The sequence below is a fragment of the Burkholderia sp. S-53 genome, from assembly GCF_025560745.1.
Classification (GTDB): Bacteria; Pseudomonadota; Gammaproteobacteria; order Burkholderiales; family Burkholderiaceae; genus Burkholderia; species Burkholderia pyrrocinia.
This window is the reverse complement of the sequence record NZ_CP090484.1, coordinates 1919261-1936014: the sequence shown is the minus strand read 5'-3', so window position 1 is coordinate 1936014 and position 16754 is coordinate 1919261. Positions and strand designations below refer to the sequence as shown.

Annotated in this window: 13 protein-coding genes; 9 read left to right on the top strand and 4 right to left on the bottom strand. The window is 68.2% G+C overall.

The features are described 5' to 3' along the window. Positions 1-27 precede the first annotated feature (27 nt). Complete coding sequence (locus tag LXM88_RS30820) at positions 28-1224, top strand: porin (protein WP_262543201.1); 1197 nt, start codon at positions 28-30, stop codon at positions 1222-1224. A gap of 100 nt (positions 1225-1324) precedes the next feature. Further along, positions 1325-2347, top strand: a complete 1023-nt coding sequence (locus LXM88_RS30815) for an AraC family transcriptional regulator (RefSeq protein ID WP_262543200.1) — start codon at positions 1325-1327, stop codon at positions 2345-2347. Between the two features lie 18 nt (positions 2348-2365). Here the strand turns inward: LXM88_RS30815 and LXM88_RS30810 are convergent, their stop codons facing one another. Both LXM88_RS30810 and LXM88_RS30805 read right to left on the bottom strand, forming a co-directional pair. Then, complete coding sequence (locus tag LXM88_RS30810) at positions 2366-3637, bottom strand: Zn-dependent hydrolase (protein ID WP_262543199.1); 1272 nt, start codon at positions 3635-3637, stop codon at positions 2366-2368. Then, positions 3634-5019 (bottom strand): dihydroorotase, encoded by a 1386-nt coding sequence (locus tag LXM88_RS30805; RefSeq protein WP_262543198.1) that lies wholly within the window; start codon positions 5017-5019, stop codon positions 3634-3636. Before LXM88_RS30805 ends, LXM88_RS30810 begins: the two co-directional genes overlap by 4 nt. A 99-nt stretch (positions 5020-5118) precedes the next feature. Here LXM88_RS30805 and LXM88_RS30800 point away from each other — a divergent pair, with 99 nt between their 5' ends. The 7 genes from LXM88_RS30800 (at position 5119) to LXM88_RS30770 (ending at position 14351) form a co-directional block, all read left to right on the top strand. After that, entirely contained in the window at positions 5119-6009 is an 891-nt protein-coding gene (locus LXM88_RS30800) for a LysR family transcriptional regulator (RefSeq protein WP_262543197.1), read from the top strand. A gap of 180 nt (positions 6010-6189) precedes the next feature. Next, a complete protein-coding gene (locus LXM88_RS30795; RefSeq protein ID WP_262543196.1) occupies positions 6190-7281 on the top strand; it encodes a DUF917 domain-containing protein in 1092 nt (363 codons plus the stop codon). Between the two features lie 16 nt (positions 7282-7297). After that, positions 7298-8938: a urocanate hydratase gene (locus LXM88_RS30790; protein ID WP_262543195.1), complete on the top strand. Its 1641-nt coding sequence runs from the start codon at positions 7298-7300 to the stop codon at positions 8936-8938. Between the two features lie 30 nt (positions 8939-8968). Continuing rightward, positions 8969-10291, top strand: coding sequence for an MFS transporter (locus tag LXM88_RS30785; RefSeq protein WP_262543194.1), 1323 nt, complete (start codon positions 8969-8971; stop codon positions 10289-10291). A 17-nt stretch (positions 10292-10308) separates the two neighbouring features. Next, a complete protein-coding gene (locus LXM88_RS30780) occupies positions 10309-11943 on the top strand; it encodes an HAL/PAL/TAL family ammonia-lyase (RefSeq protein ID WP_262543193.1) in 1635 nt (544 codons plus the stop codon). A gap of 152 nt (positions 11944-12095) precedes the next feature. Beyond that, positions 12096-13196 (top strand): porin, encoded by a 1101-nt coding sequence (locus tag LXM88_RS30775; RefSeq protein ID WP_262543192.1) that lies wholly within the window; start codon positions 12096-12098, stop codon positions 13194-13196. An 84-nt stretch (positions 13197-13280) separates the two neighbouring features. Continuing rightward, positions 13281-14351, top strand: a complete 1071-nt coding sequence (locus LXM88_RS30770; RefSeq protein ID WP_262543191.1) for a porin — start codon at positions 13281-13283, stop codon at positions 14349-14351. 135 nt (positions 14352-14486) lie between these two features. On the opposite strand, the gene LXM88_RS30765 is transcribed toward LXM88_RS30770, so the two are convergent. Together LXM88_RS30765 and LXM88_RS30760 are read right to left on the bottom strand one after the other, a co-directional pair. Further along, the gene (locus LXM88_RS30765; protein WP_262543190.1) at positions 14487-15392 is read right to left on the bottom strand and encodes a LysR family transcriptional regulator; all 906 of its coding nucleotides are present in this window, start codon (positions 15390-15392) and stop codon (positions 14487-14489) included. 100 nt (positions 15393-15492) lie between these two features. After that, on the bottom strand, positions 15493-16737 hold the full coding sequence (locus LXM88_RS30760) for an acyl-CoA dehydrogenase family protein (RefSeq protein WP_262543189.1): 1245 nt from the start codon (positions 16735-16737) through the stop codon (positions 15493-15495). Between the last annotated feature and the right edge of the window lie 17 nt (positions 16738-16754).

The following is a 16754-nucleotide window of genomic DNA, read 5'->3' as shown; positions in this document are numbered from 1 at the left end:
GTTCCATGCAGAAATGCGGAGTGCAGAATGAATCGTCCCGATGGCATTCGCGCGGCGTGCTGCGCGATGATGGTCCTGGCCGGTGCCGGCGCGCACGCGCAAGGCAACGTGACGCTCTACGGCGTGATCGACGCGGGCATCCGCTACGAAACGCACGGCGTGTCCTACGGCGCCGACGGCACGCCGGTATCGACGGGCCGCAAGATCTCGATGGCCGACGGCGGCGGGTTGACCGAAAGCTACTGGGGCCTCAAGGGCAATGAAGACCTGGGCGGCGGGCTGTCCGCACAATTCAATATCGAGAGCCACTTCGGCCCGAACAGCGGCAGCATCGTGCCGGCCGGCTCGTCGAACTTCTTCCAGGTCGCGTACGTGGGGCTGACGTCGACGTCGCTCGGCCAGCTCTCGCTCGGCCGTCAGTACAACGTGCCGTTCGAGATGGTGTCGCTGACCTACGGATCGAACCTGTGGGCCGGCCCGCAGGACCCGTACTTCAACCTGTTCAAGCCGGAGCAGACGATGCTCGCGGCCGCGCGCACCAGCAACATGATCCAGTACGGCGCGCAGCTCGGCAGCCTGTACCTGCTCGCGCAATACGCGCCGGGCGGGCATGCGGGCGGCGGCGTGCTCGGCAGCCAGCTCGGCGCGGCCGTCGCGTACGCGCCGGACAAGGGGCCGTTCACGGTCGGCGCGTCGTTCATGCGCAGCTGGGACGACGTCACGCACGGCAAGTTCGACGTCTACGGCGGCGGCGGCTCGGTGACGCTCGGCAACGCGACCGTCAACGCCGGCTATATCGAGAACGCGCGCGACAACGACTTCACGTCGTTCGAGAACGGCCCGTTCAGCCCGACCGACCTCGCGGCGCTCGGCATCATCTCGCCCGCGCAGGTGGTCGATCCGACGGTGCCCGGCGGGTTCCGCCGCCGCAAGATGGCGCTCGCGGGGCTGACCTACCGCTTCACGCAGACGTTTACGGCAGCCGTCAACGCGTGGTGGACCACACAATCCGGCTATACATCGGACTTCGACGGCCGCGCGCGCCAGTTCCAGGTGATCGCCGGCTACAACCTGTCGAAGCGCAGCATGCTCTACGCGGAAATCGATTACGCGATCTACCGCGGCGGGCTGATCGGCGCGCAGCTCGTCGGCATCAACGGGCAGGCGCCGAGCACGAGCACCACGCAGCTCGGCGCGACGGTCGGCCTGCGCCACTACTTCTGAATCTCCGGCGGGGTCGCATGGCATGTGGCCGATAACGGCCGGGGCGGCACCCCGGCCGGGCGGGACGAGTACAATCCGTGGAAAAAAACAGGGAGCATCCATGGACGATACCGCCCGTTATACGACGGCGAATCTGCCGGTGCATTTACTGCGGTGCCTCGCGGAGACAAGCAAGGAGCTGGGCATCGATCCCGTGCGGCTGTGCCTCGGGCTCGGCTTCGACGTCGCGGACCTGTCGAATCCGTCGTGCCGGATTTCGCTGCGCCAGGCGAGCACGATGATCCGGCGTGCGCTCGACATGGCGCCGGGGCGTGCGCTCGGCCTCGAACTCGGGACGAGCGAGACGATCGCGTCGATCGGACTGGTCGGCTACGCGATGCTGACGAGTCCCACGCTGAAGGACGCGATCACGGTCGGCCTCGAGCTGCAGCGCCACACGGGGCCGCTGATGCGCTTCGATCTGGTGTCGGACGCGCGCACGCTGTCGATCCGCGCGACCAACGTGTTCCTCGAACCGGACATCGAGGCGTTCCTCGTCGAGGAAGCGTTCGGCAGCTTCATGAAGATCGGGCGCTCGCTGGTCGGCCCCACGTTCCAGCCGAAGGTCATCGATCTCAGCTACCCGCCGCCCGCGTATGCGGAGCAGTACGCACGCGTGTTCCCGTGCCCGGTGCGCTTCGAGCAGGAGCAGAACCTGCTGTCGTGCGACGCGTCGCTCGGCAACCGCGCGATCGCGACGCACGATCCGCTCGCGCATCGCCAGGTGCTCGAATTCCTGCAGGGCGCGCTGCCGCCCGAACCCGAAGGCACCGACTTTCTCGAATCGATCGAACGGATCATGCGGCGCGACCTGCGGCACACGCCGACGCTCGCCGCGATCGCCGCGCAACTGTGCATGAGCGAGCGCACGCTGCGGCGGCGGCTGGCCGACCAGGGCGTGTCGTACCAGACGGTGATCGACACGATCCGCCGGAAGCGCGCGTTCACGCTGCTGAGCAACCCGCGGCTGTCGATCGAGGACGTCGCGCACGAAGTCGGGTTCAGCGATGCGCACAACTTCCGGCGCGCGTTCAAGCGCTGGACGGGGCACGGGCCGAGAGAGGGGCAGCGAGCGGCGTTGTAAGGGCACCGCCCGCCGCCGTTACGCGGCGCCCGCCAGCGAGAGATCGAGCGCGACGAGCGTCTGGTACAGCACGCGCGTGCCGTCGAGCAGCTGCTGCGGCTCGATCCACTCCTCCGGGCAATGGCTGCGGCCACCCAGGCACGGAATGAAGATCATCCCGATCGGCCCGGTCGGCGCGACATACACGGCATCGTGCCCCGCGCCGCTCGGCAACCGCATGTTCGGATAACCAAGCTGCGTGGCCGCCTGCTCGACCGCGTCCATCACGAGCGGCTGGCAGTCGGTCGGCCGCGCGCGGCTCACGTGCTCCGCGCGTGCGCTCAACCGCAACCCGTCGAGCCGCGCGGCCGCACCGGCCAGCAGCGCCTCGGGGAAGTCGTCGAGCACCGCGTCGCTGTCGCTGCGCACTTCCAGCATCAGCTCGACATGCCCCGGCACCGCATTCGGCACGTTTGGCGTCATCGCGATCCGCCCGATCGTCGCGACCACGTAGTGCGGGTTGCCCGACAGCGCCGACGCGCGCGCGTGCGCGGCCTCGATCAGGTGCGCCGCGCCGACCAGCGCGTCGCGGCGGATATCCATCGGTGTCGTACCCGCATGGTCGGGCTGCCCGGTCACCGTGATCAGCACGCGCCGGATGCCGACGATGTTGGTCACGACTCCGATCGGCAAGCCGCGCGTTTCCAGCACCGGGCCCTGCTCGATATGCAGTTCGACGAACGCGGCCGTGCTGCCCAGCGCGCGCAGCGGTTCGCGCAGCGCGTCCGGGTTGCCGCCGATGCGCCGCAATGCTTCTGCGAGCGTTTCGCCTTCGGCGTTCGTCGCGCGCAGCATGCCCGCATCGAGCACGCCCGACAATGCACGGCTGCCGACGCACGAAATGCCGTAGTCGCTCGGTTCTTCCGACAAGAAGTCGATCACCTCGAACGGATGGTCGAGCACGATCCCCTGCTCGTTCAGCGTATGCGCAACCTCGATGCCGGCCAGCACGCCGATGATCCCGTCGAAGCGGCCGCCGCCGACGACCGTGTCGCAATGCGACCCCGTCACCAGCGGCTTCGTGCGGCGGCCGCTGCCTTCGCGACGGCCGATCAGGTTGCCGCCCGCGTCCATCGACACCGCGAGCCCGGCTGCGGCGAATTGTTCGGCGAGCCATGCGCGCGCTTCCGTAAACAACGGCGAGAATGCGCGGCGCGTCCACGGGACGTCGGGCCGCGTGAAGCGCGCGAGTTGCTCGACGCGCGCGTTCAGGCGCGCGGCGTTCAGGGGCGGAAAAGTCGTCGGATTCATGCTTGCTCCTGTTGCGTGGCGATCGACCGGCTGCCGTGCGGCTTCAGGAAGCGGCCCGAGCCTGCCGGATTGACGATGCGGGCGCCGTCGTACACGAGCGCGCCGCGGCAGTAGGTGGCGGCGATGCGCACCGTGAATTCCATGCCTTCGAACGCGCTCCACTGCACGGCCGACAGGCTGTGCGACGGATCGAACGCATAGCGCTCCGGCGTCAGGATCACGAAATCCGCGTCGGTGCCGACGTCGAGCGAGCCCTTGCGATCGTCGAGCAGAAAATGCCGTGCCGGGTTCGTTGCGAGCAGTTCGGCCACGCGCGTCGGCGCGACGCCATGCTGCTCGCAGCCGGTCCAGAACGCCGGCAGCAGCGTTTCGAGCCCCGGACCGCCCGACGCGTTGCGGAACACGTTCGGATCGCCCTTGCGTTCGAGCCCCCAGCTCACGTGATCCGACGACACGAACGTGCATTCGCCGCGCGCAATATGCGTCCACAGCAGGTCCTGCTCCGCGCGCGGCCGGATCGGCGGGTAGTGTTTCGTCTTCGCGCCGAAGCGCTTCGTATGCGTTTCGTGGTCGAGCATCAGGTACTGCACGCAGGTTTCGATGCTCGCGCGATGGCCGGCCTGCCGGTACATGCTGCACAGTTCGAAGCCGCGCGACGTCGACACGTGCACCGCGTGCGCGCGGGCACCCGTCTCCGCACCGATCTCGTAGATCAGCGCGGTCGCGAGGTTCTCGATCAGCGGCGGATGCGCGCGCAGGAACGCGTCCCAGCCCGTGTCGCCGGCCTCGATCATCCGCGCGATGTTCTTGCGCGTCAGGTCCTGCATCTGGTTGTGCACGCCGCACGCGAGGCCCGACGGCGCGATCAGCCGGAACGCGTCGTACAGCACGTCCTCCTCGACGCGCGGGAACCGGCCGGGCGTCGCCTCGAACGTCGAGAACTTGAACGCGCACACGCCGCCGTCGATCAGCCCGACCGCCGCTTCGAGGCCGTGCTTCGCGTTGAGCGTGCCGTACAGTGCGACGTCGACGTGGCAATCGCGCTCGGCTTCCGCGATCTTGCGGTCGAGCTGCGCGCGCGACGCGACCGGTTCCGGATCGTCGTACGGCATGTCGACCATCACCGTCACGCCGCCCGCGGCCGCCGCGCGCGACGCATGGCCGAGCCCTTCCTGGTTCGCCTGGCTGGCCGCATGCACCTGCCCGTCGACGACGCCCGGCAGCACCCACTGCCTGCGCGCATCGATCGTGTCGCGTGCCGCCGGCGGCACGCCCGTGCCGCGCGCGGCGATCCGCCCGCCGCGGATCGCGAGCCAGCCGTCGTCGACCACCTCGCGCGCATCGACCAACCGGCCGCGCACCACCTGCTCGAATTCGCTCATCTCCACCTCCTGCATTTTTGATCACGAGCAGTTTAGGCAGCGCTCTGCCAGAATGTCTCATGCCGATTTATCGCCCCCACATAACATGGAGTTAAGGCTGTGCGTCTGAACCTGCGCCAGATCGAGGTGTTTCGCGCCATCATGCTGACCGGCTCGATCAGCGGCGCCGCAAAGCTGCTGCATGTGTCGCAGCCGGCCGTGTCGCGGCTCATTTCGTATGCGGAGCAGCGGCTCGGCCTCGCGCTGTTCGAGCGCATCAAGGGGCGGCTCTACCCGACGCCGGAAGCGCAGCGGCTGTTCGTCGAAGTGAATGCGGTGTACCAGGGCGTGCAGCGCGTCAATGAAATCGCGGAAGACCTGATCGAGAACCGGATGGGCCACCTGCGCATCGCGTGCAGCCCCAATCTCGGGCAATCGCTGCTGCCGCGCGCGATCGCCGCGTTCTACGAGCGCTTTCCCGACGTGCGCATCATCCTGCACACGATGATCCCGAGCGTATTGCTGCAGGCCGTGCTCACGCAGCAGGTCGAGCTCGGCATCGCGTTCCTGCAGGACACGCACCCGAACGTCGAGAGTCAGCTCCTGTATGAAAACCGGATGGTCGCGGCCGTGCCCGCATCGCATCCGTTCGCGCGGCGCAAGACGCTGGCCGTGCGCGATCTCGCGAACCAGCCGCTGATCGGTTATGGCAGCGACATTCCGCTCGGGCAACTGGTGCGGCGGCTGTTCAGCGACGAAGGCCTCGTGCCGCAGGTCAGGATCGAAGTGCAGCAGGCGCACGTCGCGTGCGCGCTCGCGCAGGCCGGCACCGGCATCGCGCTGATCGACGAACTGACGGTCGCGGGGCCCATTTGGCCGCAGATCGTCGTGAAGCCGATCGTGCCGACCATCGCCGCGCCGGTCAGCGTGCTGCACCCCGTGCTCGCGCCGCTGTCGCGCCTCGCGCACGAGTTCATCGACACGCTGCACGCGCTTTCCGCAGACGCATGAATTGCGCCGTCAACGCGCCATCGCGGGATTACCCTAGCCTTAACATCGCGTTATGAAGTCTCCATAAAATAGCAATAACGCTCAATATTCGGCGTCCCTAGAATCGTTTGGACAGTACCGCCACACAAGGCTTTCAGCCCGGCGCGTACAGCCCTTTTCCTCACTCAGGACAAACGACAAATGGGACGCATTCTGTCTTCGAAGGACGTCGAAGCCGCCGTCAAGGGCGGCTCGGTTTTCGCATGCGGCGGCGGCGGCTGGGCCGACCACGGCCGTGAACTCGGCACGCTCGCAGTCACGATCGGCCGCCCCGAACTGGTGGCCATCGACGAATTGCCGGACGACGCGTGGATCGCCACGGCCGCCGCGATCGGCGCGCCGGGCGGCCTCACCGACTGGCAAATGCTCGGCGCCGACTACGTGAAGGCCGCGCAACTCGTGCAGGAAGCACTCGGTGCGCCGCTCGCCGGGCTCATCATCGGGCAGAACGGCATGTCGAGCACGCTGAACGCATGGCTGCCGTCCGCGCTGCTCGGCACCAAGGTGGTCGACGCGGTGGGCGACATCCGCGCGCATCCGACCGGCGACATGGGCTCGCTCGGTCTCGCATCGAGCACGACACCGATGATCCAGGCCGCGGCCGGCGGCAACCGCGCACAGCACGCGTATATGGAAGTGGTCGTGCGCGGCGCGACCGCGAAAGTGTCGCCGGTGCTGCGCAAGGCGGCCGACATGGCCGGCGGCTTCATCGCGAGCTGCCGCAACCCGATTCGCGCGTCCTACGTGCGCCAGCATGCGGCGCTCGGCGGCATCAGCCGCGCGCTCGCGCTCGGCGATGCGATCATCGACGCCGAACGGCGCGGCGGCAGCGCGGTGATCGATGCGATCTGCGCGGCCACGCACGGCGAGATCATTGCGAGCGGCAAGGTCGAACGCAATACGCTCGAATACACGCGCGAGGCATTCGACGTCGGCCTCGTCTATGTCGGCAGCGGCGCGCAGCGCGCGGTCATTCATGTGATGAACGAGCACATGGCGGTGGACGACGCGCACGGCGAGCGCATCGCGACCTACCCGGACGTGATCACGACGCTCGATGCCGAAGGCCGCCCCGTCAGCGCCGGACAGTTGAAGGAAGGGATGGAGATCCACGTGCTGCGGGTCGCGAAGGCGCACATTCCGCTTTCGTCGTCGGTGTTCGATCCCGCGGTCTACCCGCCGGTCGAAGCCGCGCTCGGCATCTCGATCGCCGACTATGCGCTCGCGCGCTGAACGGAGGGCAACAACCATGACCCGCACCTTCGAAGTCACGTCCGGCACGACGCTGCGCTGCAAGGGCTGGCGCCAGGAAGCGCTGCTGCGCCTGCTCGAGAACGTGCTCGCCGTCGGCGAGGATCCCGAACAACTGATCGTCTACGCGGCGCTCGGCCGCGCGGCGCGCGACTGGCCGTCGCACGATGCGATCGTACGCACGCTGAAGACGATGGACGAGGACCACACGCTCGTCGTCCAGTCCGGCAAGCCCGTCGCGCTGCTGCGCACGCATGCGAGCGCGCCGCTCGTCGTGATGGCGAACTGCAACCTGATCGGCCAGTGGGCGAAAGCCGAGCACTTCTACGAACTGGAACGGCGCAACCTGATCTGCTGGGGCGGGCTCACGGCCGGCGACTGGCAGTACATCGGCTCGCAGGGCGTGATCCAGGGCACCTATGAAATCTTCTCGCGCATCGCCGAGCGCCATTTCGACAACGACCTGCGCGGGCGCTTCATCCTGACGGCCGGCCTCGGCGGAATGGGCGGCGCGCAACCGCTCGCAGGCCGGATGGCGAATGCGGCGACGCTCGTCGTCGAGATCGACCAGACGCGCATCGACAAGCGGCTGCAGATCGGCTTTCTCGAACGGCAGGCGCACGACCTGGACGAGGCGCTCGCGCTGATCCGCGACGCGCAGGCGCGGCGCGAGCCGATCTCGGTCGGCCTGCTCGGCAACGCGGCCGACGTGTTCCCGGCAATCCTCGCGCGCGGCGTCGTGCCCGACATCGTCACCGACCAGACGGCCGCGCACGATCTCGTGTACGGCTATGTACCGTCGGGCTACACGCTCGACGAAGTGCGCGCGCTGCGCGACAGCGACCGCACGCAACTGATGGACGCGAGCCGCGCGTCGATCGTGCGTCACGTCGACGCGATGCTCGGCTTCAAGGATCGCGGCGCGATCGTGTTCGACAACGGCAACCTGATCCGCACGCATGCGAAGGACGGCGGCGTGGCGCGCGCGTTCGAGATCCCGGTGTTCACCGAGGCGTTCCTGCGCCCGCTGTTCTGCCGCGCGATCGGCCCGTTCCGCTGGATCGCGCTGTCGAACGACCCGAACGACATCCGCATCATCGACGACTACCTGCTCGAACACTTCCCGGACAACCGGATCGTCACGAACTGGATCCGGCGTGCGCGCGAATGCGTGCCGTTCGAAGGCCTGCCGGCGCGCATCGCGTGGCTCGGCCACGGCGAGCGCACGCGGCTCGCGCTCGCGGTCAACGCGATGGTGCGCGACGGCGTGCTGGCCGGGCCGGTCGCGTTCACGCGCGACCACCTCGACGCCGGCGCGATGGCGCACCCGAACATCATGACCGAGAACCTGCGCGACGGCTCCGACGCGGTGGCCGACTGGCCGCTGCTGAACGCGATGATGAGCTGTTCGTCGATGGCCGATCTCGTCGCGATCCATTCCGGCGGCGGCGGCTACAGCGGCTACATGACGAGCGCAGGCATCACCGTCGTCGCCGACGGCAGCGCGGCGGCGAACGAGCGGCTGACGCTGTCGATGACCAACGACACCGCGCTCGGCGTGATCCGCTATGCGGACGCCGGCTACGAAGAAGCGCTCGACGAAGCGGAACGCAAGCAGATTCCGCATATCCGGCTGTAATTCCGTCCCGCACGACAACAGGAGATCGAAGTGAAGCAATCTGCCGTTCCCCTCGACACGGCCACGGCCGTGTCGCCCCCCGCTTCGAGCGCCCGGCGCGCGATCGCCGCGGCCTCGATCGGCAACGCGCTGGAATGGTATGACTTTTCCGTCTACGCGTTCTTTGCCGTGTATATCGCGCAGAACTTCTTCCATCGCGGCGACACGGGCACCGGGCTGATCGAGGCGTTCATGGCGTTCGGGATCGGCTTCATCGCGCGGCCGCTCGGCGCGCTCGTGATCGGCGTGTACGGCGATCGCGCAGGCCGCAAGGCCGCGCTGACGCTTACCATCCTCGTGATGGCGGCCGGCACCGCCATCATCGCGTTCGCGCCGCCGTTCACCGCGATCGGCATCGGCGCGCCGCTGCTGATCCTGTGCGGCCGCCTGCTGCAAGGCTTCTCGGCCGGCGGCGAAGTGGGCGGCGCGGCGGCATTCCTGATCGAGCACGCGCCGGCGGACCGCAAGGGCCGCTACGCATCGTGGCTGCAGGCGAGCATGGCCGCGTCGAACGTCCTCGCCGCGCTGGTCGCCACCGGCGTGACGCTCACGCTGTCGCACGAACAGATCGGCGACTGGGGCTGGCGGATTCCATTCATCCTCGGTCTCGCGATCGTGCCGGTCGGCCTGTGGCTGCGCAAGACGCTCCACGAAACGCCGCATTTCCGCGCGGAGATGGCCCGTGCCGCGCACGCGCCGGCCGAGCGCAAGACGCCGCTGCTGCAGGTCGTGCGCGACTATCCGCGCGCGCTCGTCGTCGGCACCGGGTTCTCGGTGTTGTGGGCCGTCTGCGTGTATGCGCTGGTGATCTACATGCCGACGCATGTGCAGCGCGCGCTGCACTTCGACGGGCGCGACGCGTTCATCGCGTCGCTGGTCGGCAACTGCCTGATGGCCGTCACCTGCGTGTGCGCGGGCGGCTGGTCCGATCGCTTCGGCCGGCGCAAGGTGCTCACGGCCGGCGCGGTGCTGATGCTCGTGTCGGTGTATCCGTTGCTGCGCTGGCTCGCCGACGTGCACACGCTCGCCGCGCTGATCGCGGTGCAGAGCGCGTTCTGCGTGATGGTCGCGATCTTCACCGGCGTCGCGCCGGCCGCGCTGTCGGAGCTGTTCCCGACCCGCGTGCGCGCGACCGGCATGTCGCTGTCCTACAACATCGCCGCGACGATCTTCGGCGGCTTCGCGCCCGCGATCCTCGCATGGCTCACGCAACGGTCCGGCAACCCGTTCGCGCCTGCCTGGTATGTGATGGCCGCGAGCGTCGTCGCGCTCCTGTCGATCGCCGCGCTGTCTTCCACGTCACGTCACGCCTGAAATCGGAGAACTGCCTCATGCAACGCTTCCTCATGCGGAGCGCGGTCGCGCTCGCGCTTTTCGCCGCCGTCCCGGCCTTCGCGGACGTCACGCTCGACGGCCGTTCCGTCACGCCCGAATCGATCGCGCGCATCGCCGACGGCGAGGCCGTGTCGATCGCACCGGCCGCCCGCCAGCGGGTCGTCGCCGCGCACGACGTGCTGCTGAAGGCCGCCGCGGCCGGCCAGCAGATCTACGGGCTGACGGTCGGCGTCGGCCTCAACAAGGACCGCGAGATGGTCGATGCGCACGGCAAGCTGTCGCAGGAGGTCATCGACGCGTCCACGCGCTTCAACATCGGGTTGATCCGCGCGCACTCGGGCAGCGTCGGCCCCGACATGAGCGTGCGCGTGGCCCGCGCCGCGATGGCCGCGCGCCTGAACGCGATGCTCGACGGCGGCGCCGGCGTGCAGCCGGCGATCGTCGACGCGTACGCGCAGCTCCTCAATCGCGGCGTCACGCCGGCGATGCCGGCGGACGGCTCGATCGGCGAGGCCGACATCACGATCCTGAGCCACGTCGGCCTCGCGATGCTCGGCGAAGGCGACGTGTACTACCAGGGCCGCAAGCTCGCCGCCGCCGACGCGCTGAAGTCGGCCGACATCGCGACGATCCGTCCGTACGGCAAGGATGCGCTCGCGATCCTCAGTTCCAACGCGTATTCGGCCGGCATGGCGGCGCTGGCGCTCACCGACATGGCGCGTCTCGCGCACGTGTCGAAGCTCGTGTTCGCGCTGAGCCTGCAGGGGCTGAACGGCAACGTGTCGCCGTTCCGCGAGGACACGCTGGCGTTGCGGCCGTTCCCGGCCACGCAGCGCGCCGGCGCGGCGCTGCGCACGCTGCTCGCGGGCAGCAGCCTGTGGAACAAGGATCCGGACCGGCCGCTGCAGGATCCGCTCAGCTTCCGTTCCGGCGTCTACCTGCTCGGCGAAGAGGATCGCACCTACGACGAGGCGCGCGCGCTGCTGCAGGTCCAGCTCAATTCGAGCGACGACAACCCGGGCGTCGCGGTCGGCGTCACGCCGAAGTCGAACCGCGCGCAGGATGAGGCCGGTTATGTCGACGGCGGCGGCGCGGTGCTGCCGAGCGCGAACTTCGAGCCGCTACCGTGGGTCCTCGCGTTCGAACAGCTCGGTCTCGCGCTCGGCCACAACGCGCTCGCGTCCGCACAGCGCATCGTCAAGCTGAACGACCCGCACCTCACCGGCCTCTCGCGCTTCCTCGGCACCGAGAACACCGTGCACGCGTTCGGCGCAATGGAAAAGCCGCCGACCGCGCTCGCGATGACGGTGAAGTCGCTCGCGATGCCCGTGTCGCTCGACTACCTGCCGGTTGCCGGTGGCATCGAGGACATCGCGACGAACGCGCCCGACGTCGTGCGGCGCGTGCAGAAGCAGATCGACGCGAGCTACACGCTGCTCGGCCTCGAACTCGTCGAAGCCGCGCAGGCGATCGACCTGCGCCAGCGCAAGCAGCCGTCGTTCACGCTCGCGCCGGCCACGCAGCCGCTGTACCGCGCACTGCGCGCGAAGGTCGCGTTCCTCGAGCGCGACCGCCCGCTCACGCCCGACTTCCGGGCCGCCGATACGCTGCTGCGCGCGTATCGCGACTGAGCGGCGCACCGCCCTTCCATCGTTTCATCGCTTTACCCGCCGCCGCGATCGTCGCCCGATCGCGGTGCGGGCCTGCACGTCCGTACCTCTACACGCAACCTGATTGAACCGCCGTTCGCCCTCTTTCACCCACACCGCACCGGAACACCACCATGAAAAAACTCCTGTTCGCGCTGCCGCTCGCCGCGGCCGCCACCGCCCACGCGCAAAGCAGCGTCACGCTGTACGGCATCGTCGAGGACGGCGTCGACTTCGTATCGAACGTGCAGGGCAAGCATCTCGTGCAGCTCGCGTCGGGCGTGACGGCCGGCAGCCGCTGGGGCGTGCGCGGCACCGAGGATCTCGGCGGCGGCCTGAGCGCGATCTTCCGGCTCGAAAGCGGCTTCGACATCAACTCCGGCCGTCTCGGCAGCGGGCTCGCGTTTTCGCGCAACGCGTACGTCGGCCTGAACGATACGAAGCTCGGCACGCTCACGCTCGGCCGCCAGTGGGATTCGATCGTCGACTACGTCGAGCCGTTCACGCTGAACGGCAACATCGGCGGCTACTACTTCGCGCACCCGAACGACATGGACAACACCGACAACGGCTTCCCGATCTCGAACGCGGTCAAGTACCGCAGCCCGACGATCGCAGGCATCACGTTCGGCGGCCTCTACGCGTTCGGCGGGCAACCCGGCCGCTTCTCGGACAACGCGACGTTCAGCGTCGGCGCGAGTTACGCGGCGGGGCCGGTCGGCTTCGGCATCGGCTATCTGCGGATCAACAACCCTGGCGTGTCGACGCAGGGCTACCAGAACTATCCGGGCTTCACGAACGCGATCTACGGCAACTACCTCGACGCGGCGCGCGCGCAAAAGGTGTTCGGCGTCGGCGCGTCGTACCAGGTCGTGCAATGGCTGAAGGTGCTGGCGGACTTCACGAACACGAACTTCCAGCAGGGCAGCGCGGGGCACGATGCGACGTTCCAGAACTACGAGCTGTCGGCGCTCGTCACGCCGACACCGGCGGTGACGGTCGGCACCGGCTACACGTACACGACGGGCCGCGACCATGCGACGAACGCGGAGCCGAAGTATCACCAGTTCAACCTGAGCATCGAATACGCGCTGTCCAAGCGCACGAGCGTCTATGTGATGGGTGCGTTCCAGAAGGCGGCGGGCGATGCGCCGGTCGCGCAGATCGCGGGCTTCAATCCGTCGAGCAACCAGAAGCAGGCGGTCGGGCGCGCGGGTATCCGGCACGTGTTCTGACGTTCCTGACGGCTGACGGCCGCGCATCGCGCGTGCCGGCGGCCGGTCCGCCCGCCTTCGCTTTTTCCACACGATTCGATCAGTATGCCTATCCATTCAACCCGGAATGCCGGCCGGCGTCGTCGCCTGCTGTCTGCCGTCGGCGCAACGCTGATCGCCTGCACGATCGCCGACGACGTCGCGGCCCAGTCGTCCGTCTCACTGTACGGGCTGGCCGACGTCTATGTCGGCGCACAGAAAAGCCTCGGCAAGCAGCGCGCATACGCGATGAATTCGGGCGGCTTCACGACGAGCTTCTGGGGGATCGGCGGCCGCGAGGATCTCGGCGGCGGCTACGCGCTGCAGTTCGCGCTCGAAGCGTTCATGCGCCCGTCGAACGGCGGCGCCGGCCGCTTCGGCGGCGATACGTTTTTCGGGCGCAACGCGTATGTCGGCGTCGCGACGCCGTACGGTGTGCTGCGCGCGGGACGCAACACGACGCCGTATTACATCTCCGTCGTGCGCTTCAACCCGTTCTCGACTTCGTTCGGTTTTTCGCCGGCGCTGAACCAGATGTACAAGGGCGTATCGGGGCAGGGCCTTGTCGGCGACAACGACTGGAGCAATTCGGTGCTGGTTTCGACGCCCGGCGAGCACGCGCTACAGGCGAGCCTGATCTATGCGACGGGCAACGAGCCCGGTCACACCGGCGCGAACCAGTGGGGCGGCACCGTCACCTACGACCGGCAACGCGCGTTCAGCGCGACGCTCGCGTTCCAGCAGGCGAAATACGACCGCATACCGGGCGACCTGAACGCATCCATAACCGGCTTCACGCAGCAGGACGCCGTGCTGGCCGGCGTCGGCTACGACCTGAAGTTCGTGAAGTTCACCGCGTTCTACCAGTACGTGCACGACGCGATCGACGGCGGCGGGCTCGGCACGCACAGCGGGCAGGTGGGCGCGGCCGTGCCGGTCGGCTTCGGCACACTGCTCGCGTCGGTCATGGCCGCGAAAAGCCACGGCCGCGACCGCCCGTCGAGAACGACCTGGGCGCTCGGTTACGACCACCGGCTGTCGAAACGGACCGACGTCTACGTCGCGTTCATGCGCGATCGCGCGAGCGGATACGGGAATGGCGATTCGGCCGGGCTCGGCCTGCGCACCGCGTTCTGAGCCTGCGCGCGCCGGGGCGGCGCAACCACGGTGCGCAGACGCAGGCCGCGCATGTGGCACGCGTACTGGCTCAGGCGTTGCGCGATTGATCGCGATCTCAAAGCGCACGTGCCGCAAACGCGCAGCCCGCCTGCATCACCGCGGCTCGCCCATCCCACCCATCAGCGCCATCAACTGCTCGCGCAGCCACTGGCTACCCTGATCCTGATCGGCGCTGCGATGCCAGTAGCAGAAGTATTCGAGGCCCGGCATCTCGAACGGCAGTTCGAGGATGCGCGCCGGATAGCGCTGCAGCAGCCGCAGCGGTGCCGTCAGCGCAAGATCGCCGCGCATCGCGATCAGCGGCGCGACCATGTAGTGCTGCACGCGCATCTGGATGTTGCGGCGCAGCCCGAGGCGCGTCAGTTCCGCGTCGACGTGCCCGCTGCCCTTGCGGCGGCTCGACACGTGGATGTGCCCCATCGACAGGTAGTCGTCCATGGTCAGCGTGTCGCCCCTGAACGGGTGATCGTCGCGGATCATGCATGCATAACGATCGCGCACGAGCAGCGCCTGGTGCAGATGCGGATCGCCGATCAGCGGCGCGTCGATCGCGATGTCGACGGAGCCGTTCGCAAGCGCGGTCGCCACTTCGCGGCGGTCCATCGTATAGCTGCGCACGTGCATGCCGGGCGCTTGCCGCTGCAGCAGTTCGCCGAGCGCCGGCAGCAGCAGCGCTTCGGTCAGGTCGCTCATGCTGAGCCGGAATACGCGCTCGGAAGAAGCCGGATCGAACACGTCGCCTTCGTGCGCGCTCGAATCGAGCAGCTGCAGCGCCTCGCGCACGCGGCCGACGATGTTCTCGGCCATCGGCGTCGGCATCATCCCGGCCGGTGTGCTGACGAACAGCGGATCGTTCAGCGTCTTGCGCAGCCGCGCCAGCGCGTTGCTGACGGCCGGCTGCGTGAGGTTCAGCACCTCGGCCGCCCGCGTCAGGTTGCGCTTGTTGTAGATCGCCTCGAATACGACGAACAGGTTCAGATCAATCTTCGAAAGGCGCATCGCCGGATCTCCTTGCCGGCATCTTACGGCGGGCGCCATTCGTTCGTCCATGCCGGCCCGGCGAGCAGCGCCGGACGCGTCGCCCATCCCGGCGCGCCGCTCAACCGCGCAGCGGCGGCGTCAGGTAAGGCGCGGTCGAGCCCGGCTCGCCGTCCTTGATCTCCATCCGCGCGATCGCCTGCAGGTGCACCTCGTCCGGGCCGTCGGCGAAGCGCAGCGCGCGGCCCCAGGTCCACAGATCGGCGAGCGGCGTATCGGGGCTCAACCCCGCCGCGCCGAACACCTGCATCGCGCGGTCGCAGACGTCGGTATACACCGTCGGCACCAGCGCCTTGATCATCGAGATCTCCTTGCGCGCGGCCTTTGCGCCGACCTTGTCGATCATCCACGCGGCCTTCAGCACCAGCAGGCGCGCCTGATCGATCTCGATGCGCGAGCGCGCGATCCATTCGCCGACCGTGCCGTGCCGGTTCAGCGGCTTGCCGAACGCGACGCGCGACTGCGCGCGGTCGACCATCAGTTCCAGCGCGAGCTCGGCCGCGCCGATCGAACGCATGCAGTGGTGGATGCGGCCCGGCCCGAGGCGTGCCTGCGCGAGCGCGAAGCCGCTGCCTTCCGCGCCGAGCAGGTTGCGCGCCGGCACGCGCACGTTGTCGAACGTGATCTCGCAGTGCCCTTCCGGCGCATGGTGATTGACCACCGTGATGTTGCGCACGACCGTCACGCCCGGCGTGTCGCGCGGCACGAGGATCATGCTCTGCTGCTGGTGCGACTCGGCGTCGGGATCGGTCTTGCCCATCACGATGAAGATCTTGCAGTTCGGATGCGCGGCGTTCGTGATGAACCACTTGCGGCCGTTGATCACGTACTCGTCGCCCGCACGCTCGATGCGCGTCGTGATGTTCGTCGCATCCGACGACGCCACGTCGGGCTCCGTCATCGCGAACGCCGAGCGGATCTCGCCGCGCAGCAGCGGCAGCAGCCACTGTTCGCGCTGCTCGGGCGTCGCGAACATGTGCAGCAGCTCCATGTTGCCCGTGTCCGGCGCATTGCAGTTGAACACCTCCGACGCCCAGCTCACGCGCCCCATGATCTCGGCGAGCGGCGCGTATTCGAGGTTCGTCAGGCCCGTGCCGGGCTCGTCGTCCTTCAGGTGCGGCAGGAACAGGTTCCACAGCCCTTCCGCCTTCGCGCGTTCCTTCAATTCCTCCATGAACGACACGGGATACTGGCCCGCATGCACTTCATCGTTCCACTGACGAATGCGCGGCACGATGTGCGCGTCCATGAACGCGCTTACGCGCTCGCGCAGTTCTTCCACTTTCGGGGTGTAGCCAAAGTCCATGATCGACTCCTCGAGAT